We start from the raw sequence: 21,265 nt of genomic DNA, 5'->3' as shown, positions 1-21,265 counted from the left end.
GCTTAATAGATTCGCAAGTTCACGGGAGTGGCGGGAGGTCTGATATCGGCCGTCGGGCTGGCGGAGATTTGAACGATATACATATCCGTCCGTCCATTCGGATTGCCCCAGTTGCTGGTGAAGGCGATGAAATTGCCGTCGCGGCTGACTGATGCCTTCGGCTGGGCGTTGTAATTGTTGTTCACGGCCACGCTGCGATGATGCGCGATCCGTTGCACGCGATCCGTGCCGTCGGTGGCAATTTTCACGATCTCGTTGTCGAACGGCCGAAGCACCGGACCTCCGCTCGAGGAATAGCGGCTTGCCACCGCCCATTGTTCGTTGTCGGCCAGCATCGAGAAATGGTCCTGCTGCGTGGCATACGACCAATAGCCGGGGACCATGAGTTGGATAGCGGTCGGATTGGCGAGGCGGCGATAGCCCAGCGCGTTCCCAGCGGCGGCCGTGAACACCGTGCCGACACCGCAGTCGTGATGGAAAAATCCGTTCGATCCGGTCAGATGGGCTATCAAGCGAGGCGGCGTAGCGGTCAGGTCATAGATATCGTCGCTGCCATCGTTGTAGACGACGATCAGATAGTCGCCCGACTTGTCGACTTGCACCTCGTTGACATTGCTGGCGAGCCTGCGGAGCAATACGGAGTTGGTGCTGCGCTTGTAGACGACGAATCCCGCCTCCGTCCCGCCGCTGTTGACGATCGACGCCGCGAAGACGTCATCGTCGAGGCTCTTGGACATCTGCGTGAGGTATCCGCCCACCCCTTGACTGCTCAGGTCTTTGATCAGGGTGGACTGCTGCGTGGCCACGTTGATTTGCCAGATGTTGTGTCCGCCCACACCGAACGTGACATTGGGATAGAGGCCGGACCACATGAGGTAATACTCCTGCAGTCCTGCGGGGGGCGAGCTGAGGACAAATCCTCCGGACGCCGTGAAGTTGACCGGATCGAACCGAAAGAACTTCGCGCGGGAATAGCCGAGCGTTTCCCGCACGGCGATATAGGAGTTGTCCTTATTGAAGGTCGGGTAGTACGAGTACAAGGTTCCCGCTCCCGAGTTTCCATCCGACGCGTCGGTCACCCGAAGAATTCTCGTTCCAAACACCGGATCGGTAATCTTTGCTCCGGCCTGCGGCAGGGGTTGAAGGGAAGGCTCGGGATAGACGCCCAAATCAGTTTTGACTTCGGCAGCGACCAGAGCCGGACCCGCCATCAGGACTGCCACCATAATCGTCCAGAACAAAGACAGCGAGCCTGCTATGGCGTAAGTTCGTTTGTGCGTCGTCGAGGTAGCCATGGTTTTCCTCAAGTGCCTCCTCTGTCGTTGGATCGGTGAAGTGAACGGCATGTGATAGAAACTCCAAGAGGACTCGATGTGTGCGAGTGATAGAGGCACACCGCTCCTCTCTGATCGTCCCAGCGCGATCACACGAATCCGCAAGCAGCGCACCCGTTGCCGATGCAGCGAATCCAGGCGATGGGCACACCCATCCTCCGTCGGCTCAGGCCCCCTCTGCACGGTCCCGCCGACTGTGTGACTGTAAGCTAAAGAAATGCCCCCTAGAGAAACGCTATCCGTCGCAGTCGCAGACCACGGCATTCGTCTGCCATGACAAGCAACGTCTTCCGACGGATCAAGCTACGGCCAAGCAGTTCTTCCGCGGTCGGAGAACGCCGCGTGTGAATGTTTCTGCGCTGCGGCATCTCGCAATCAGCATGCCCCATCGTTCCGAGAAGGACTGTTTCGGAAACCCGCAAAAAGCGTTCAATTGTAGTGCGGCGGATTTCGTTGTCAACGACCACGCTGTACGGACTGCAGGTCATGCCCTTCGCATCTCATTGATTCTTCACGAAATTTTTACACATTCTTAAGCAATTCTTTCCACATCGATTCCTGCGAACAGACCTCGGTACTCCTTACGTAGCAAGGCCATGCCTGACGCGATGGGCGCCGTTTCTCAAGGCCACCACAAACCGATTTCCGTACTGTGCCTCATCACCACGCTGAATACAGGCGGCGCGGAGATGATGCTCTATCGGTTGCTGTCGCAGCTCGACCGGACGCGGTTCATGCCGCACGTCGTGTCGTTGCTGGCGCATGGGCCGGTGAGCGACAAGATCCGGTCCCTCGGCATTCCGGTGCGATCGCTCGGTATGCGCCAGGGCGTCCCGAATCCCGCGGCGTTGTTTCGATTGGTCCGGTGGCTGCGGGCCGACCGGCCGGACGTCATGCAGACGTGGATGTATCACGCCGATTTGCTCGGCGCGTTGGCGGCCCGGTTCGCGGGCCGAACTCCGATCTCCTGGGGCATTCACCACAGCGATCTCGGTGCCGAAGCCAATCGGCGGCGGACGCTCCTCACCGTCAGGGCTTGCGCGCCCATATCCCGATGGCTTCCGGCCAAGATCGTCTGCTGTTCGGAGGCCTCCCGGAGAGTGCATGCGGCCATCGGGTATGCCGCCGGGAAAATGGTGGTGATCCCCAACGGGATCGATCCGCATCTGTTCCATCCGAATCCACACGCTCGCGCCGCCGTTCGGTCACAACTCGGCCTGCCGGCCGACGCGCCGGTCATCGGTCTGGTGGGGCGGTTTCATCCCTACAAAGATCACCACAACTTTTGTCGGGCCGCCCAGGTCCTGCACCGATCCCGTCCCGACGTATGGTTCGTCCTCTGCGGAAGCGGCGTGACCTGGGACAACGCTCAACTGGTGCATTGGATCGACAGCGCGGGAGTGCGCGACCGCTGCCGGCTGCTGGGGATGCGTGACGACCTGCCCGATCTCAACACTGTGTTCGATATCGCTTCTTTGTCTTCCATGGCGGAGGCGTTCCCCAACGTCGTGCTCGAAGCCATGGCGTGCGGCGTCCCGTGCGTCGTCACCGATGTCGGTGATGCCGCTCATATGGTTGGAGACACGGGAACGGTCGTTCCCCGCCGTGATCCGCAGGCCCTGGCTCAGGCCTGGTCCGCCATGCTGCGGATGGATTGCGCGGAGCGCGCGGCGTTGGGGGCGGCGGCCAGACAGCGCGTGCTGGATGAGTTCAGTTTGGCGCGGGCGGTGGCCCGCTATGAGCATCTTTTCGCGGAGCTGGCGGGGCGGGACGGAATTCAGCAGCCGGCCGCTCAGGAGCAACCATGTGCGGACTTAGCGGCTTGATCGACGCGTCGCGCCAGAAGAGCGACGACCAGCTGCGGGACGCGGCCCTGCGCATGGCGCAGGTCCTTCATCATCGAGGGCCGGACGATATCGGCAGCTGGACCGATGCCGCCGCCGGCGTGGCCCTCAGTCATCGCCGGCTATCCATCCTCGACGTGTCGCCGCTGGGACATCAGCCGATGGCGTCTTCCTGCGGGCGCTATGTCGCGAGCTTCAACGGCGAGATCTACAACTTCAAAGCGCTGCGTGCGGAGCTCGAACGTCTCGGCCATCGCTTCCGCGGCCGGTCGGATACGGAGGTTCTGCTGTCCTGCCTCTCGCAATGGGGCGTGGAATCCGCCGTTCCGAAGTTCAACGGCATGTTCGCGATCGCCGTCTGGGATCGAGACGAGCGCCTCCTGCACCTGATTCGCGACCGCATGGGAGAGAAACCGTTGTACTACGGCTGGTCCGGGCGGACCTTTCTGTTCGCGTCCGAGCTGAAAGCCTTTCGGACGGATCCCGGCTTTGAGGCCTCGATCGACCGCGACGTCTTGGCGCTCTTCCTGCGGCACGGCTACATTCCCGCTCCCTATTCCGTCTACCGGGGCATGTCGAAGGTGCGCCCCGGCACGATCGTCACGATTGCTCCCGATCCCGGCATCGAGCCCCAGGTCCATGTCTATTGGTCGGTGGCCGCGGCGGCGGAAAAAGGAAGCAGCGCCCCGTTCCGTGGAACGGACGCCGAGGCGATCGCCGGTCTGGATCAGTTGCTGCGCGATGCCGTGAAGCTGCGCATGGAGGCGGATGTGCCGTTGGGAGCCTTCCTCTCCGGCGGGATCGATTCCTCGGCGATCGTCGCGCTCATGCAGGCCCAAAGTGCCGCGCCGGTGCGTACGTTCTCCATCGGCTTCCACGAGGCCGCCTATAACGAAGCCCACCACGCCAAGGCCGTGGCGGCCCATCTGGGGACGGCCCACACCGAGCTGTACGTGACGCCGGGGGAGGCGATGGACGTCATTCCTCGACTGCCGGCGATGTACGACGAGCCGTTTGCCGACTCTTCGCAGATCCCCACCTATTTGGTGTCGGCGCTCGCTAAACGGCACGTCACCGTCGCCTTGTCGGGCGATGGCGGCGACGAGTTGTTTTGCGGGTATGACCGGTATTTCTTGGCCGCGGATCTGTGGAGAACAATCGGAGCCGTGCCGTCGTCCCTCCGGCGGCCGGCCGCCCGCGCCCTCACGGCGCTGTCCCCCGCGGTATGGACGCTGATCTTCCGGCATTTGGCCCCGGTCCTCCCCAGGCGATTCCGTCCGTACCACTTCGGCGATCTCCCGCACAGGCTGGCCGAGATTCTGGCCGTCGATTCGCTGGCAACCTTGTACCGGTCGGTGGTGTCTCTGTGGAAGCAGCCGACCGCCCTCGTGCCGGGCTCCGTCGAACCGCCCACGGTCCTGACCGATGCCGCCCTCTGGCCTCCGGCGTCCGAGTCGTTCGATCGCCTGATGTTGCTCGATATGCTGAGCTACCTGCCGGATGACATTCTGGTCAAAGTCGATCGAGCCAGCATGGCGGTCAGCCTCGAGGCCCGTGTCCCGTTGCTCGATCATCGCGTCGTCGAATGGGCCTGGCAACTTCCGGTCTCGATGAAAGTTCGTCGCGGGCAAGGCAAATGGATCCTCCGGCAGATCTTGAATCGGTACGTGCCCCCTGCGCTGGTGGAGCGACCGAAGATGGGCTTCGGCGTGCCGATCGATCGATGGCTGCGCGACGATCTCCGGGATTGGGCCGACGCGCTCCTCGACGAGAAGCGATTGGCGGAGGAGGGCTTCTTCAACGTCGAGCTGGTCCGTGCGAAATGGCGCGAGCATCGGTCAGGCGCGGGCAACTGGCACTACTATCTTTGGCCCATTCTCATGTTTCAGGGCTGGTTCGAGCGGGAGCGCCATGCGTATCCGCTCGGCACGCGCGCCGATGCGGCCGCCGGCTGCGGAGGCGTTGCGCATCGGCACGCCGCCTAACGCCCGTCCGGCCGCTGTGCCAGGTCCCCTCGTCGCGCACATGATGAGCCTTGTTATGCCGCAAGAAACGCCACAACAACCGATCACGCTCGTTCACATGACCACGGTGCCCCAATCGTTGTTTTTTCTGAGCGGGCAGGTCGGCTATATGAAGGAACGGGGCTTCAACGTCTACGCGGTGTCCTCGCCCGGTGAATTCCTCTCGCGGTTTGCGGAGCAGGAGCGGATTGGCGTCCATCCGGTGGAGATGCCGCGCCGCATCACTCCGTTGCGCGACGCGGCGGCGGTGGTCCGGATCTGGACGGCGCTGCGGCGGATTCGCCCCCACATCGTCCATGCCCACACACCGAAGGGCGGCGTGCTCGGAATGATCGGCGCCTGGCTGGCCGGCGTGCCGGTGCGGATCTATCACATGCACGGGTTGCCGTGTACCACGGCCACGGGCTGGAAACGCATCCTGCTCATGTGGAGCGAGCGGATCGCGTGCGGGCTGGCGCACCAGGTTTTGTGCGTGAGCGCATCGGTGCGCCGGGTCGCCGTGGACAGCCGGCTCTGCCGGCGGAAGAAAATCAAGGTGCTCGCTCAGGGCAGCATCAACGGGATCGATGCCACCGGACGGTTCAATCACGCCCGTCTGCCGCCGACGTTGAGAGAAGAGACCAGGCGGCGGCACGGCATTCCTCCCGATGCCCTGGTCCTCGGATTTATCGGCCGCATCGTCCGCAACAAAGGCCTCATCGAGCTGGCCGGGGCCTGGGCGCTGTTGCGGCGGGAATTTCCCGCACTTCGGTTGATGCTCGTGGGACCGTACGAGGCGCAGGACCCCATCCCGCCGGAAGTCGATCGACAGCTGCGCGACGACGTGCGCGTGCATCTCATCGGTGAAAATTGGAACGTCGCTCCGTTGTATGCCGCGATGGATGTGCTCGCGTTGCCGACTTACCGGGAGGGATTTCCCACGGTGCTCTTGGAGGCGGCCGCCATGAGCGTGCCGGTCGTCGCGACGCGGGTTCCCGGTTGCATCGACGCGGTTCAAGACGGCGTCACGGGCCTGTTGGTTCCGCCGTACGACGCGGACAGCTTGGCCGTCGCGATCGGCCGGTATCTCCGGAACGCAGACCTGCGCGAGCGGCACGGCGCCGCGGCGCGGGAGCGGGTTCTGCGCGACTTCCGCCCCGAAGGCATCTGGCAGGCCGTCCATCACGAGTATCTGCGCTGCCTGCGCCGGCAGGACGGGGCTTCACGAGTCGAGGCGCCGGAGCAGCCGGAACAGGTGGAAGCCGGCCAGCGCCGGCCGGCTGCGTGACGACGCGCCTCGCACCGCTCATTCCGAGCGCTCTTCAGGAAAACGGTTGAACCTGGCCTGGAATCGCTTTGCAGCGGTGCCGCCCGTCGTCGGAAGTCTGCCGAAGCTGGACTGGTTCGGCTTCTATCACAACCCGGCTCAGGGGGCGCGGCCCGATCTGAGCCACATCAGGGAGGCCGTCCTGGGGAAGTAGCGGAAGCCGCTTCGCAGGACGAGCATGGAACGGCATGGACAACCGTCGACCCGATCCGAAACCGACCGCAGCCGGACGGGCAGCGGGGAAGCGCGCGATGGACCTGACGCTGATCGCGCTGGCCTTGCCGCTGGCCCTGCCCGTCATGGGGGTAATTGCCGCGCTGGTCTGGATGATCCACGGGCGCCCGGTGCTGTTCAAGCAGCTGCGCCCCGGTCTCCACGGCGCGCCCTTCACGATTTACAAGTTCCGCACCATGCGGGAGGCGAAAGACGGCGGCCCGCAGTCGGATCGCGAGCGTCTGACGCGCTTCGGGAAAATCCTCAGAAGCACGAGCCTCGATGAGCTGCCCGAGCTTATCAATGTGATCAAAGGAGAGATGAGCCTCGTCGGCCCGCGGCCGCTGCTGATGGAATATCTCGATCTCTACACGCCGGAATTGCGGCGGCGGCACGACGTCCTGCCCGGTATCACCGGATGGGCTCAGGTGAACGGGCGAAACACCGCGGATTGGGAGCGGCGTTTCGCGTTGGACCTCTGGTATGTCGATCACCAATCCTGGCTGGTCGACGTCAAGATTCTGCTCCTCACGGTGTGGAAGGTCTTCACCCGCGACGGCGTCACCCAGCCGGGCGATCCCTTCACGATCGAGAACTTCAAAGGTCTTCCTCCCAAGCACGCCCAGCGATAACGAGCCGCCTCGTCACCGCCTCCCCGGCTGGGTGTCGCGGAACGAAGCACTCGAGCAGCCCATCGGAGTCGAACGTCGCCATGGACCGCATCCGCGCATTTACCGAGAGTGATATTCCAGCCGCGGCGCGCTTGTACCAGGCCGTCTTCGGCGGAGGACGTTGGGCGCCGTCGGACGCGCTGGAAGACTATTTTCGCGACGTCTTTTTCGAGAACCCCTGGCGCGATCCCCGCCTGCCGTCTTTGGTGTACGAGAACGATCGACGGATGATCGTCGGCTTCCTCGGCGTGATGCCGCGCCGGTTCACGTTCAAAGGGCGGTCGCTGACCGCGGCGGTCAGCACCCAGCTCATGGTCGAGGACGGCAGCCGGAACCGGCTCGCCGCGCTCAAGCTGCTGCGCGCCTTCTTTTCCGGTCCACAAGATCTCTCCTTGACCGACGGAGCCAATGAATCCTCGCGGCGGATCTGGAAGGCCCTGGGCGGCGCCGATATTCCCATCTACAGCCTGTGCTGGACGCGTCTGCTCACGGCGCGGCAGGGTCTCGGATCGGAGGCCAACCGCTCGAGCGGGGCGACAGAGGCCGGCGAAGGGGAGTGGGATCCCGCCGCCGAGCGACAAGTGATCTTGAACGAGCAGGAGCTCGACATACCGATCCTCCTCGACAAGCTGCACGCCTTCACGCGCCGGGTGGCGTTGCGCCCCGAATACGATCAGGCTTTTTTGACATGGCTTTGGCGGGTCGCCGATGGGCACCCCCGGTACGGGCGGCTGTATACACGAATGGTCTCCGATGCGCGGGGCCTGCGGGGTTGGTACGTCTACTACTTGAATTCCGCCGGTTCGAGCCAGGTGCTGCAGCTGGTCGCGTCTCCGGAGTCGTTCAGCCTCGTGCTGCGATACCTCTTCGGGAGGCTCCGTGAACAGGGCGCCGCCATCGTGTCCGGCAGACTGGATCCGCACTATCTGCATGACTTGGCCCGGGAGCAGTGCCACTTCACTGCGGGGAGCGCCGTTCTGGCGCAGGCGTCCAATTCGGCCGTGCTGGAGGCCATCTATAAAGGAGATGCCTTGCTGTCCCGCCTCGAAGGGGAATGGTGGAACGGGTTTCGCCAATTCCTCTTGCAGCCGCAGGCGGCGGGACCGCCCGACGCGCGCGACGCCGGCTCGTAATGCTCCCTCAGCAGGGACTGGGGGCTCCTTCTTCGCCGCATCGCTCCGGACACGCGTTGCGGCGCAACCTTCTCACCAGAGGTGGTGCATCATGCCTGACGGTTCACGGTATCCCTGTCTCGAAGTGTTCTCGACCTGTCCCCAATCGGTGGAAGCCGAAGGCGCGGCATACCTCCAGAAAGTGCGCGACGTGGCGCGGTGGAGCGAGCAGTACGGATGCAAGGGCATCCTGGTGTACGCCGACAATCGATTGGTGGACCCCTGGTTGGTCGCGCAGCTCATCATCCAACAGACCGTCACACTCTGTCCCCTGGTGGCCGTTCAGCCCGTCTACATGCACCCGTACGCCGCCGCCACGATGGTCAGCTCGCTGGGGCACCTCTATGGAAGGCGGGTCGCGCTCAACATGATCGCCGGAGGATTTAAGAACGACCTGACGGCGCTGAACGATACGACGCCCCACGATCGGCGGTATGACCGGCTGGTGGAGTACACCGTGATCATGCGACGGCTGTTGGAAGGTGCGGCCGTGACGTTCGACGGCGAGTTCTACAAGATCACGAACTTGAAGTTGCTCCCCAAATTGTCCCTCGACTTGATGCCGGACGTCTTTGTCTCGGGATCGTCGGAGGCGGGACGAGCGGCCGCGCGGGCGATGAACGCGACGGCGGTGCACTATCCGCGTCCCTCCAAGGAGTACGCCGAAGCGGCGGAAGAGCCTTCGGCGGACTCCGGGATTCGCGTCGGCATCATCGCCCGGGACTGCGAGGAGGAGGCATGGGAAGTGGCCGCGCTGCGGTTTCCGGTCGACCGGAAGGGGCAGATCACCCGCGAGCTGGCCATGAAAGTTTCGGACTCGCTCTGGCACAAGCAGCTCTCCGAGCTGACGGAAGCAGCCCAAGGGCAGAGGAGCGTGTATTGGATGGTGCCGTTCGATTCGTACAAAACGAATTGCCCCTATCTGGTGGGGAACTACCGGCAGGTGGCGGACGAAGTCGGCCGTTATGTGAGGGCCGGGCATCGGAAGTTCATCCTCGATATCCCGCCCAGCGAAGAGGAGCTCCATCACAGCGCTACGGTGTTTCAAGAGGTGGCGAAAGGACTCGTATCATGAATGGATTGCTGCAAGAAGGGCTGACGGTTCAGGCTGAACGCCGGGGGAACGCGACGGCGGTCGTCCACCAGGGGGGCCGGCTCACCTATGCCGAGCTGGAGCGCCGGAGTACTCAACTGGCGCACCTGCTCCGCGATGCCGGCTGCACCAGGGGAGACCGCGTGTGTCTGCTGATGCCGAAGTCGCTTCCGGCTATCGCGAGCATGCTCGGGATCCTGAAGGCGGACTGTGCGTACGTGCCGATCGATCCGCAGAGCCCCGCACAGCGGGTGCGAAAAGTGATCGACCAATGCGAGCCGCGCGTCCTGCTGGGCGGCGGCGCGGTTGGCTCGGTAGTGGATGAGGTCACCGGGACGGGCGGGTTTCAGCCGACGATCGGATGGATGGCCGGAGAGCCGCCGGACAGCCGGCGCTTCCCGATCGCATTTACCCACAAAGATGGCGAGCCGTATCCCGACGCCCCCCGCCGGTACGAGAACGGGCCGGACGATGCCGCGTACGTCATGTTTACCTCGGGATCGACCGGCGTGCCGAAAGGCGTCGTCATCACTCATGCGAACGTCGGCCATTATCTGCGATGGGCGATCCGGTATTTCGGCTTGTCGGCGTCCGACAAGATGTCCGCGCATCCGCCGCTGCACTTCGACCTGTCCGTCATGGATGTGTTCGGCGCGTTGACCGCCGGCGCGGAACTGCACCTGGTGCCGCACGAGTTGAACCTGTTGCCGAACAAAGTCGCCGAGTTTATCCGCGACGCGGCCTTGACCCACTGGTTTTCGGTCCCGTCCCTTCTCAATTACATGGCGAAGTTCGACGCGGTGAAGCCCGGCGACTTTCCGACACTGAAACGGCTTCTGTGGTGCGGGGAAGTGTTCCCGACTCCGGCCTTGATGTACTGGATGAAGCGGCTGCCCCACGTGGCCTTCACGAATTTGTACGGTCCGACCGAGGCGACGATCGCGAGCAGCTACTATACCGTTCCCGCCTGCCCGACGGACGAGAGCGCCGCCATCCCGATCGGGACGGCTTGTGAAGGGGAGGAGCTGCTCGTGCTGGACGAATCGCTCACCCGCTGCCCGGCCGGCCGCATCGGCGATCTCTATATCAAAGGCGTCGGACTCAGCCCCGGGTATTGGAGGGATCCCGACAAAACGCGCGCGGTGTTCATCCCGGACCCCGGCGATCCGTCAGGCGGCCGGCTGTACAAGACCGGCGACCTGGCGCGGGTCGGAGACGACGGATTGGTCTACTTCCACGGACGCTCGGACACGCAAATCAAAAGCCGGGGATACCGGATCGAATTGGGGGAGATCGAAGCCGCGTTGCATGCCTTGCCGATGGTACAGGAGTCGGCGATCGTGGCGGTGGACACGGGAGGCGTGGAAGGCGCGACGATCTGTTGCGCCTACGTGCCTTCGCACAGGGGCGTGACCCCGCAGCTCGTGAAGCGAGCGCTGAGGGCCGCGGTGCCGCCCTATATGGTTCCGTCGCTGTACGCGGCCTTCGAGGCCCTGCCCAAAAACGGCAGCGGCAAAATCGACCGGCCGCAGCTGCGGGAGCGGTTCAAGGCCCGGAACGTCTCGGTGGGAGGCGCCGCATGAAGATTCTCGGCATCAGCGGATTAGAGTATGCCGCGCCATTCAAACGGACGCACTGGCCCGGTCTGAGCGAGCGGGACTATCGCATGTGTCAGGGGTTCGACGCGGCCGCCGCCCTGGTTGTCGACGGCGTCGTCGTGGCCGCGGCCGCCGAAGAACGGTTCGACCGGCGGAAGCATTCGGCCGCCTTTCCCGTGCAAGCCGCGCGCTACTGCTTGAAGGAGGCGGGCTTCGAACCGGAAGAATTGGACGAAGTCGTCCACGCCTTCGATTATCAACCGTACGAACGGGCCTATGCCGTCGATCCGGTCGCGGCCCGGCGCTATCGGGAGGTCTATGCGCGCGAGGTCTTCGCGGGGCAAGTCCATCGGCACTTGCCCGCCGTGCCGCCGGACCGTGTCGGACATGTCGGCCATCACCTCGCCCATGCCGCCAGCGCCTCCTTCACCTCCGGATGGGATGAATGCCTGGTCGTCGTCCTCGACGGCATGGGAGAGGTCCATGGCGCGTCCGTCTATCATGCTCGTGACGGACGGCTCACGGCGCTGCACCATGCGTCCGCCTATGATTCCATCGGGCTGCTGTATTCGCTGGTCACGCTCCATTTGGGGTTCGACTTCAACTCGGATGAATACAAAATCATGGGGCTGGCCCCCTACGGCGACAGCCGGCGGTTCCGGGCGTTCTTCGACGACGCGGTTCGTCTGAGACCGGACGGATCGCTCCGCATTCCGCTGCTGCGGATGAACAAGACGCGGGACGAACGGGAAAACTTTCTGCAGAGCCGGCGATACCTGGCGGAGCGGCTGATCCCGGCGCGTCCGCCGGAAAGCGACATCACCGACGATCACCGGGACGTCGCGGCGGCGCTGCAGGACTGTCTGGACCGGACGCTCCAGGCGTTCTGCGGACACTTCGGCCGGCGCACGGGCCTCCGGCGCCTCGCCCTGGCCGGCGGGGTCGCGTTGAATTGCACCGCCAACGGACAGCTCTTGCGCTCCGGCCTCTTTGACGAGGTCTATGTCCAGCCTGCGGCCGGCGACGACGGCGCGGCGCTGGGAGCCGCCTTGTATCGCGCATCCGTCGGCGGGCCGATCCCGAATCGACGCTCCCCCGTGCCCTTCTTCGGCCCCTCGTACGGCGCGGCGGACATCGAGCCGTGCCTCCACGAATTCCGAGATCGGATTGCGATCGCCCGCTTCGAGGACTTCCAAGACCTCTGTCAGGCGACGGCCGCCTGCGTCGCGGAAGGGCAGGTCGTCGGATGGTACCAAGGCCGTATGGAGTTCGGGCCGCGCGCCTTGGGACACCGGAGCATCATTGCGGACCCCGGGCATCCCGAGATGCGGGATCGGATCAACGCGATGGTGAAGATGCGCGAGGCCTTCCGGCCCTTCGCGCCCGCCGTGTCGATCGAGGAGGCCCACTATTGGTTCGACGTCCCGCCGTTGGCGGAGCTGCCCTACATGATCATGACGGTGAACGTGCGGGAGCAATTCCGCGGCGCGTTGCCGGCGATCACGCATGTGAACGGGTCGGCGCGCCTCCAGACGGTCTCGGCGGAATCCAATCCGTCGTTCCACGCGCTGCTGCGGGCGGTCGGGAAGGCGACGGGGCGCGAAATGGTGCTCAATACCAGTTTCAACATCAAAGGCCAGCCGATCGTCAATACGCCGCGCGAGGCCATGGACACGTTCTTAGGCACGGGGATCGATGCGCTGGTGCTCGGGACCCTGCTGGTTCGCCGGAAACCGCCCACAGAAGGAGCGTAGCGATGGCCACTCACGCGGAGATGCAGCATCGGCTGATGGAGTTCTTCAGGGACAAGCTGGAGATCGACGTGCCGACCCCTGAAACCGATCTCATTGAGACAGGGCTGATGGACAGCCTCGTGTTTGTCGAGTTGCTGTTTCAACTGGAACGAGACTGGAGCGTCACCATCGCCGTAGAGACAGTGGATCTGGACCAGTTCCGATCGATTGCGAGCATCGTGGCATTTATTGGTCAGCTGGAAACGGTCCAAGGTCGAGCGCATGTCCATCCGGCACAGGATGCGGCCGGTCTGGCCGGCGCCGTCAAGGTGGGGACAGCGGCATGACGACGGTTTTCGCAGAAAAGAAGACAGGGCTCCCACCGGGCGGTCAAAGAGAGATCCCCGCATGCGCCAGGGCGGGAAACCTCTTTCCTGGCAAGCGACTCCTGGACCTCGCCGTCACGCTGGCGTGCCTCCCGCTCCTTCTGCCTCTCGTCGCGGTGATCGGGCTCATCAGCGCAGTGCTCCACGGCCGACCGGTGTTCTTCACCCAATGGCGCCCGGGTCTGTACGAGCGGCCCTTCCGTCTCTACAAGTTTCGGACCATGACGAACGCGCACGGCCCGGACGGCCGTTTGCTTCCCGACAGCGACCGATTGACACGATTCGGCAAATTCATGCGCAGCACGAGCCTGGACGAACTGCCGGAGCTGCTCAACGTGCTGAAGGGCGAGATGAGCCTCGTGGGCCCGCGGCCGCTCTTGATGGAATATCTGGACCGCTATACGCCCGAGCAGCGGCGGCGACATCTGGTGCCGCCGGGGCTCACGGGCTGGGCGCAGGTGAACGGACGCAACACCGCCACGTTTGAACAGCGGTTTCTTCTGGACGTGTGGTACGTCGACCACCGGTCGCTGTGGCTGGATTGCAAGATCCTCTTGATGACCCCATGGAAGGTGCTGAAGCGCGAGGGCATCGTGCATCCCGACGATCCGGCCTGGGAAGGCGAATTCCAGGGGCCGTCCTCCGATCAACGACTTCCGGCGCACACCGACCCTGCCGTACATCTGTGACCGCATTCCCCGGATCATGAGATCGGAGTTCTTCTCCGGATACGCGGGCCGAGCGGGTGTCGCCAAGACATCATGACCGACGGCGCAGACAGGTTCCTACTGTTGGACGCCGCTGTTCCACAACAGCGGGCGCAGTGGCTCGCTCTCTGGGAGGCCTGGCCGCAGCGGGACGTCGTGGCCCATCCCGGCTATGTACAGCTGTTCGCGCGCGCGGAAGAGCGGACCATCTGCGCCTGCCAGGCCGGCGGGGACGGCGCCGTTCTGTTCCCGCTGATCGTCCGTCCGCTCCGGCTCGAACCCTGGGTTGGGGAGGAGCAGGAGGACGCCTGCGACCTCGCGTCTCCCTACGGATACGGCGGGCCGTTCGGATGGGGGCGGTATTCGGCCGACGCGTTTTGGTCCGGGTTCGACCGCTGGGCACAGAACGTCAAGGCGGTGTCTCTCTTCACGCGCTTGTCGTTGTTCCCGGACCGGTTGATTCCCTTCCAAGGCGAGACGGTGGTGAAAGGTCCGGCCGTCGTCGTTTCGCTCGATCTGCCGGCCGACCGGCTCCTCGAGAGCTATGACAAGGCCGCGCGGAAAAACGTGCGGCAAGCCGAACGGGCCGGCGTGACGGTCGAGGTGGACGTGCAGTGTCGGCGGCTGGGCGACTTTCTCGGCGTGTATTACTCGACGATGGACCGTCTGGGAGCCCGGCCCATGTACTACTTCCCCCGAACGTTTTTCGAATCCTTGATGGGGCAACTGCCGGGACAGGCGGTGTTGTTCCACGCGGTGCACGGTGAGCGGGTGCTCTCGACCGAATTGCTCTTGGTGTCCGAAGATTACCTCTACTCGTTCCTGAACGGGACGCTTGAAGAAGGTATGCCGGTCCGCGCCAACCCTCTGTTGCGCCATGCGGTGAATCTCTGGGCCACCACGCAGGGCAAACGCTATGTGGTCCTCGGCGGTGGCTATGAGGCGGCCGCCGACAGCCTCTTCCGCTACAAACAGCGCTACGCGCCAGACCGGGCACGATCGTTTTGCGTGGGCACCAGAATCCTCAACGGTTCTCTCTATGAGTGCCTCCTCGACCGGCGCGCGGCTTGGGAGCACGAGCGAGGCCGCGCCTGGTCGCCGAGGGGGGAATTTTTCCCCGCCTATCGCGCGGTGTTGTCGTCCACCGCCGTCGCTCCCGCAGCCTGACACGGCCGTTCAGTCCGCTCGCGTACCGGATCGGGACCACACGAAGCCCTATGCGGCACATGAAGGAAGACATCGGATGCGCGGGAACGCTCATCCGCCCCGCCGTTCCGCAAGACGGCGAGCGCATCGCCACCCTCATGCGCGAGGGAGTCAGCGATACCGTGCGCCGGATCACGATCATGTGCAGCCCCCGCCTCGGCCGCTTCGTGGCGGACGAGCTCGCCGCCGGCGGCGCACAGGAATACGTGGTCGCGGTGTTCGACGGACGGGTGATGGGAACGTCCGCCTGGCGGCACGCGGATGGCAGCCTCCATCTAGACCATCTGTATGTGGCGCCGGAACTTCGCGGACGCGGCATCGGCTCGGCCTTGGTCCTGGACGGCCTGCGCCGGATCAGACGCTCCGGGGAGTCGTGCCTTCTCTTGGACGTCTTCGACGACACGCCGAGGGCGGTGGCCTGGTATCGCTCTTGGAACATGCGACAGGAACAGGAGTTCGCGTGGATCCAACTGCCGTTGCCGGCCGGCGGGCCACGGTCTGGCCGTGATCTCCCGAGCGAGTGGGCCGAGGCGCAGGCCCGGCAGGCGCGCTATGGATTCTCGCAGTTCACTCTTTCCACCGCGACGGGAACCTACCGCGTCGGCCGACTCGGCGAACGGCTCTTCCGATGCGGGACCTTCGGCATACTGGACGATGTCGCGGCGCTGGAGGAGCTGGCACGGTTCGATCCCCAGCGACAACTCCTGTGCGTCGGGCCGGCTACGGAAGTCCCGATCGTCGTCCTCCGATCAGGATCCATCGTGGCCCGAAGCGAACGCTTGACGGCGCCCTGCGAGGACGTCATGGCTTGCCTCGAATCCAAGGTTCGCCGATCGTCGTAGGGCCAGCTCACCACAGCGCGTGCTGCGACCTCAGTGTGTCGCCGTACCGCATCGTTTCGATGGAAGCACATGGAGGGAACCGGGCCGGCTTGCCGCGAAGCGGCGGGCCGTCGCATCCGGCACGGCGTTCGTCACGCCGTACCGTTGTGGGCGTAAACAGAAAAGGGGGCTTGCATGAACGCGGACTTTATCAGCCATGACGACGCGCGATGGAGACAGTTTCTCAAGAACACCAAGCACGACTGCTATCACCTGCCGGAGTACGCGGAAATCGCCGCGGCCGACGAGGACGCGCTTCCGACGGCGTTCTACGCCGAAGACGGACAGGCGGCCTGTCTGATCCCGCTGCTCGTCCGGCCCATCCCGGCCGCGCTCAACGCGCCGGCGGATTGGTTCGACTGCGCGTCTCCCTATGGATACTCGGGCATCGTGACGTCGCCGTCAGAAGAACGGTGGGAACCCTTCCTCGACGCGTTTCGCTCGGCGGCCCGCGCGCGCGGCATCGTGTCGGCCTTCATTCGGTTGCACCCGCTGTTTCCTCTGCATCGCGAAGCCTTGGAGCCGGCCGGCCGCCTGGTCCGGCATGGACGCACCGTGTTCATCGATTTGTCCACGCCAAAGGAGAGCGTCTGGCTGCAGGTGTCGTCCAATCACCGGCGGAACATCAGACGGCTCGTCCGATCCGGGTTCCAGTGCAGCCTCGACGAGTGGAGCCGCTTACCGGAGTTCGTCGACATGTACCACGCCACGATGCGCCGGGTGGGGGCGCCCCAGTCCTATTTCTTTTCTCCTCGGTACTTCGAGTCCTTGCGGGACAAGCTCGGGCCGCGAGTCCACCTGGCCTGCGTGCTGAGCCCGAGCGGGGAGCTGGCGGCGGGCAGCCTGCTCATCGTCACCGAAGGGATTGTGGAATACCACCTGGGCGGCAGTGCGGACCGATACTTGCCGCTCGCCCCGTCGAAACTGGCGATGGATTTCATCTGGCGTTGGTCGCAGGAACAAGCGTACGACATCCTGCATCTCGGCGGCGGGGTCGGCGCCGTGGAAGATTCGCTGTTCCATTTCAAGGCCGGGTTCTCGCCGGCACGGGGAGAGTTCTATACCTATCGCCTCGTGATCGATGAGCGCAAACATGCGGCGCTGCAGCAAATGGCCCACTCGGTGCGCCGGGCCGCCGCCAACGGGGATTTCTTCCCCGCCTATCGGTGCCTGCCCAACGGGCCGCCCGCCATGCCGAGAAGCGAGTCGCCGCAGTCGGTCACGCTGTCGGGCTGTTAAGACTCTCCGGCCGGCGCCCCGCAGTCCCGCGCGCCGCCTCACGGCCATCAGCTACTCACCGTTGAGCTGATTCCGCTTCTCCACGATTGTCGACGCTCGTTTCACCATTACTGGAGGCTCTTATGACCATGATGCCGATTATCCGACCGACATTGCCTGTCTTGGACGACGTGCTCGGAATGATCCGCACCGGCTGGGACGCCGGCGTCGTGACCGTCGGTCCGACCGTGCGGAGCCTGGAAGAAGAAGCGTGCCGGCACACCGGCGCGCGGTATGCGGTGGCCCTGTCCTCCTGTACCGCCGGCCTCATGCTGGTGCCCCAGGCGCTGGGGCTACGGCCGGGCATGGAAGTCATCGTCCCGTCCTTTACCTTTGCGGCGACCGCCCAGGCGCTGCTGTGGAACCGCCTCGTGCCGGTCTTCTGCGAGTGCCTGCCGGGCACCTGCACGCTGGATCCGGCGGACGTGGAGCGCAACCTGACGCCGCTTACGGGCGCCATCTGCGGCGTCACGATCTACGGCCTGCCCCCGGACATCGACGCCCTGCTCGACATCGGCCGGCGCGCGAACATTCCGGTCTATTTCGACAGCGCGCAAGGACTGGGCGCCACGTACAAGTCACAGCCGCTGGGCGCGTTCGGAGCCTGCGAGGTGTTTTCGCTCAGTCCGACCAAAGTGGTGACCGGCCTCGAGGCCGGCTTGCTGACCACGAACGATCCGGCCGTCGCCGATCGCGTCCGCTCGATGCGCGATTACGGCAAGGACCCCGAAAAAGGGGAGGAGATGATCCATCTCGGGCTGTCGGCGCGCCTGAGCGAGCTCCATGCGGCCGTCGCGCTGGCGGGACTCCGGCGTGTCCATGAGCTGGTGAAGGCCCGCCGGGAGCGCATCGCCCTGTATCGCGATCGCCTGGGCGCGCTCCCGGGATGCCGGCTCCAGCAGTTCCCGTACGACCGCACTACCAGCGGCAATTATTTCGTCCTGTTCATCGGTTCCGGCGCGCGTCGGTCCCGCGACGAAGTGTACGACGAGTTGAAGCGGCGCGGCATCCAAACAAAGCGCTATTTCTATCCGCCGGTCCACGCGCAGTCCCTCTTCCAGCGGCATCCGATGCGGCTGAGCGCAGAATTGGCGCAGACAGACAAGGCCGGCCGCGAAGGGCTGGCGCTGCCGCTCTATTCCCACATGACCGAGGGGGAGATCGACCGCGTGTGTACGGAGGTCGAACGGCTGCTGGCCTACCGCGTGCCGCAGACCCAGGCCGTATGAGACGGACCATGTTACGGCGGGTTTCGTTGATCGGCACCGTGATCGGCGGAGGCCTGGCGGCGCTGGCGGCCCTGTTCCTCTGGCTGGGGCTGACCTATGTCGCCGCCCATGCGACGGGCTCGCGTCCGGACCGCCTCACCGCCGACGTGATCGTGCCGCTGGCGGGCAGCTCGGATCGAAACGCGTACGCGCGGATATTGTGGAGCCGCGGCGTCGCTCCCGCCGTTTGGTCGACGCTGGTGGATCCGCGCTGTCTGCGCCGGTCGGGCCCCGGTCCCGCCTGCGCCACCGGCGTGCGCCATACGGTCGACGAAGCGGTCGTGCTGCGCCGCCTCTTCGAAGAAGAGGGCGTCACGCGGGCGATCGTCGTCACGTCCCGGTACCATGTGGCCCGCGCGTCGGCCATCTTTGCCATCGTCTTTGCCGGCACCGGCATCGACATTCAGTTCCTGGCGACCCCCGACGCGGGCGCCGCGTCACGCTCTATCGTCAAAGAAGCGGCGTCTTACCTTCCGAGTCTCGGGGCGGCCGTGCTGGCCCGCGTGGCACCGGCCGCCTACGACTGGAGCATGGAACGACTCGAGCCGAGCCGGTGTCCGCACCAAACCGCCGGCTTTCGCCCGTAGGAAAAGCGCGTTCCTCTTGATTGTCGCCGCGGCTGCCGTCAACCGGATCGGAGCCCGGCGGTTTCCCAACCCCTGCATCAAAGGCTGCGTATGTCGCTTATAAAACAAGTCTGGAGAGGGAAATCACTCGGGAAGCTCGTGACGTTTCTGGCCTTGATCTGTGCCGCCGACTTTTCGGCGTTTTGGCTGCGATTTGACGGGGATATCCCGGAATGGGCGATGCAGCTGTTCCTCGGTACCCTCCCGGCCCTGATCCTCGTGCGTCTCGCCATGTCCTTTCCGTTCAGGCTGCACAGTACCGTCTGGCAATACGCCAGTCTCTGGGACGTGGTGAATCTGGTGGGCGCCAGCCTGAGCGGGACGGCGGTCTTTATCGTGATCGTCCGCTTTGGCTTCGGCCATGCCGACTATCCGCGGTCCGTCTATCTGATCGACACCCTGCTGCTGATCGTGTTGGCCGGCGGGATGAGCATGGCGTGGCGCCTGCGGCATGCGTCCTCCTCGTCGGCCGATCAGAAGCGGGTGCTGATCTACGGAGCCGGCGACGCCGGCGAACGGCTGGTGCGCGAGCTGCGCCAGAACCGGTCGTTCGGCTACCGGCCGGTCGGCTTCGTCGACGACGAGCCCCGCAAAACGGGGCAACGCATCCACGGGGTGAAAGTCCTCGGCACGCGCGCGCAGCTGCCCGCGATTATGAAGGCCGCGGCTCCCAACGTCGTGCTGATCGCCATGCCGAGCGCCCGGTCGGGCACCATCCGGGAGATCGCCAAGCTCCTGCTGGGCTACAAGGTGTCGGTCAAGATCCTGCCCGACCTGAGCCAGTTGCTGGACGGCAAATCGGAGGTCGATCAGTTGCGGAACCTCTCGGTCGAAGATTTGCTGCACCGGCCGCGGGTGGGCCTCGATCGCTCCCGGCCGGCTGCGCTCGTGCGGGGCAAACGCATCTTGGTCACGGGGGCGGGCGGCTCCATCGGATCGGAGCTGTGCCGGCAGATCGCCGCTTACGGTCCCGACGCGCTCATTCTGTACGAGCGGTACGAGAACAATCTCTATGCCATCCACGGCGAGCTCTCCCGGGGCCTGCCTCCGCCGCACGTCTATCCCGTGATCGGCGACGTCACCGACCACGCGCGGCTGCGCGCGACGATGGAAACGTACGCCCCCCACATCGTGTTTCACGCCGCCGCCCACAAGCACGTGCCGCTCATGGAGTGGAATCCCTGCGAGGCCGTGAAGAACAACGTCATGGGCACCCGCATGGCCGCCACCCTGGCGAGCGACATGGACGTCGAGCGGTTCATCATGATTTCGACCGACAAAGCGGTCCGTCCCTCCAGCGTGATGGGCGCCACGAAACGGGTGGCGGAGCTGATCATCCAGGACATGGCGCGCACCAGCCGCACGACCTTTACGACCGTGCGGTTCGGCAACGTGCTCGGCAGCAACGGCAGCGTCGTGCCGCATTTTCTGCAGCAGATCAAAGCCGGCGGACCGGTGACGGTCACGCATCCTGACGTGGAACGGTATTTCATGCTGATTCCGGAAGCGGTCGAGCTGGTCCTCCACGCGGCCGCGCTCGCGGAGCAAGGGTCCATCTACGTGCTTGAGATGGGCCAGCAGCTGAAGCTCCAGGATTTGGCCCGCCATCTGATCCGCATGTCGGGCTTCGTGCCCGACCGCGACATTCCCATCCGGTTTACGGGTCTGCGGCCGGGCGAGAAACTGTCGGAGGAGCTCGTGGGGCCGGATGAGACCGTCATGCCCTCGTCGTCGAAGGAGATCCTCAGGGTGTGCCCGAACCAGATTCCGCCGCACGAGTGGCTGGCCGTGGCCATCGCGGAATTGGAACGCATGGCGCATCTGCAAAAGACGGAGGAAGTGCTGGCCAGCATGGCTCTCCTCGTGCCCACCTTCCAAGCCACCAGCCGAACCTCCGTCCTGCGCGCCGCGTGAGGCGATAGACC

Annotated in this window: 18 protein-coding genes; 17 read left to right on the top strand and 1 reads right to left on the bottom strand. The window is 64.7% G+C overall.

All coding sequences use genetic code 11. From position 1 onward, the window contains the following. Nucleotides 1–2: 2 nt before the first annotated feature. A complete protein-coding gene (locus tag NITMOv2_RS20185) occupies nt 3–1,295 on the bottom strand; it encodes a hypothetical protein (RefSeq protein WP_145976451.1) in 1,293 nt (430 codons plus the stop codon). A gap of 635 nt (nt 1,296–1,930) precedes the next feature. On the opposite strand from NITMOv2_RS20185, the gene NITMOv2_RS20180 reads away from it, so the two are divergent. The 17 genes from NITMOv2_RS20180 (at nt 1,931) to NITMOv2_RS20105 (ending at nt 21,254) form a co-directional block, all read left to right on the top strand. Then, a complete protein-coding gene (locus tag NITMOv2_RS20180; RefSeq protein ID WP_238590407.1) occupies nt 1,931–3,160 on the top strand; it encodes a glycosyltransferase family 4 protein in 1,230 nt (409 codons plus the stop codon). Continuing rightward, nucleotides 3,139–5,163: an asparagine synthase (glutamine-hydrolyzing) gene (gene asnB, locus NITMOv2_RS20175; protein ID WP_083448249.1), complete on the top strand. Its 2,025-nt coding sequence runs from the start codon at nt 3,139–3,141 to the stop codon at nt 5,161–5,163. Before NITMOv2_RS20180 ends, asnB begins: the two co-directional genes overlap by 22 nt. A gap of 55 nt (nt 5,164–5,218) precedes the next feature. Further along, nucleotides 5,219–6,469: a glycosyltransferase family 4 protein gene (locus tag NITMOv2_RS20170; RefSeq protein WP_053381567.1), complete on the top strand. Its 1,251-nt coding sequence runs from the start codon at nt 5,219–5,221 to the stop codon at nt 6,467–6,469. 46 nt (nt 6,470–6,515) lie between these two features. Beyond that, complete coding sequence (locus NITMOv2_RS24125) at nt 6,516–6,662, top strand: hypothetical protein (RefSeq protein WP_187299290.1); 147 nt, start codon at nt 6,516–6,518, stop codon at nt 6,660–6,662. A 34-nt stretch (nt 6,663–6,696) separates the two neighbouring features. Beyond that, on the top strand, nt 6,697–7,353 hold the full coding sequence (locus NITMOv2_RS20165) for a sugar transferase (protein WP_053381566.1): 657 nt from the start codon (nt 6,697–6,699) through the stop codon (nt 7,351–7,353). A gap of 80 nt (nt 7,354–7,433) precedes the next feature. Then, nucleotides 7,434–8,525 carry a GNAT family N-acetyltransferase gene (locus NITMOv2_RS20160; RefSeq protein ID WP_053381565.1) on the top strand — a complete coding sequence of 364 codons (1,092 nt, stop codon included), beginning with the start codon at nt 7,434–7,436 and terminating at the stop codon, nt 8,523–8,525. Nucleotides 8,526–8,616: 91 nt separating this feature from the next. Next, a complete protein-coding gene (locus NITMOv2_RS20155) occupies nt 8,617–9,639 on the top strand; it encodes an LLM class flavin-dependent oxidoreductase (RefSeq protein ID WP_053381564.1) in 1,023 nt (340 codons plus the stop codon). Further along, nucleotides 9,636–11,240: an amino acid adenylation domain-containing protein gene (locus NITMOv2_RS20150; RefSeq protein ID WP_053381563.1), complete on the top strand. Its 1,605-nt coding sequence runs from the start codon at nt 9,636–9,638 to the stop codon at nt 11,238–11,240. The genes NITMOv2_RS20155 and NITMOv2_RS20150 overlap by 4 nt, the downstream gene beginning before the upstream one ends. Continuing rightward, nucleotides 11,237–13,009 carry a carbamoyltransferase family protein gene (locus tag NITMOv2_RS20145; protein WP_053381562.1) on the top strand — a complete coding sequence of 591 codons (1,773 nt, stop codon included), beginning with the start codon at nt 11,237–11,239 and terminating at the stop codon, nt 13,007–13,009. Before NITMOv2_RS20150 ends, NITMOv2_RS20145 begins: the two co-directional genes overlap by 4 nt. A gap of 2 nt (nt 13,010–13,011) precedes the next feature. Beyond that, nucleotides 13,012–13,335, top strand: a complete 324-nt coding sequence (locus NITMOv2_RS20140; RefSeq protein ID WP_053381561.1) for an acyl carrier protein — start codon at nt 13,012–13,014, stop codon at nt 13,333–13,335. Further along, nucleotides 13,332–14,063: a sugar transferase gene (locus NITMOv2_RS20135; protein WP_083448248.1), complete on the top strand. Its 732-nt coding sequence runs from the start codon at nt 13,332–13,334 to the stop codon at nt 14,061–14,063. Before NITMOv2_RS20140 ends, NITMOv2_RS20135 begins: the two co-directional genes overlap by 4 nt. Before the next feature lie 72 nt (nt 14,064–14,135). Next, entirely contained in the window at nt 14,136–15,248 is a 1,113-nt protein-coding gene (locus NITMOv2_RS20130) for a GNAT family N-acetyltransferase (protein ID WP_053381560.1), read from the top strand. Nucleotides 15,249–15,298: 50 nt separating this feature from the next. Continuing rightward, on the top strand, nt 15,299–16,129 hold the full coding sequence (locus NITMOv2_RS20125) for a GNAT family N-acetyltransferase (RefSeq protein WP_053381559.1): 831 nt from the start codon (nt 15,299–15,301) through the stop codon (nt 16,127–16,129). Between the two features lie 174 nt (nt 16,130–16,303). Continuing rightward, nucleotides 16,304–17,407, top strand: a complete 1,104-nt coding sequence (locus tag NITMOv2_RS20120; RefSeq protein WP_053381558.1) for a GNAT family N-acetyltransferase — start codon at nt 16,304–16,306, stop codon at nt 17,405–17,407. A gap of 122 nt (nt 17,408–17,529) precedes the next feature. Then, on the top strand, nt 17,530–18,675 hold the full coding sequence (locus NITMOv2_RS20115; RefSeq protein ID WP_053381557.1) for a DegT/DnrJ/EryC1/StrS family aminotransferase: 1,146 nt from the start codon (nt 17,530–17,532) through the stop codon (nt 18,673–18,675). Between the two features lie 8 nt (nt 18,676–18,683). Next, nucleotides 18,684–19,301, top strand: coding sequence for a YdcF family protein (locus NITMOv2_RS20110; RefSeq protein ID WP_053381556.1), 618 nt, complete (start codon nt 18,684–18,686; stop codon nt 19,299–19,301). A 90-nt stretch (nt 19,302–19,391) separates the two neighbouring features. Then, nucleotides 19,392–21,254: a polysaccharide biosynthesis protein gene (locus tag NITMOv2_RS20105; RefSeq protein WP_083448247.1), complete on the top strand. Its 1,863-nt coding sequence runs from the start codon at nt 19,392–19,394 to the stop codon at nt 21,252–21,254. Nucleotides 21,255–21,265 lie beyond the last annotated feature (11 nt).

Source organism: Nitrospira moscoviensis (assembly GCF_001273775.1).
Taxonomy (GTDB): Bacteria; Nitrospirota; Nitrospiria; order Nitrospirales; family Nitrospiraceae; genus Nitrospira_D; species Nitrospira_D moscoviensis.
Note: the sequence above shows the minus strand (reverse complement) of the source record. Positions and strands in the feature narration are given on the sequence as shown.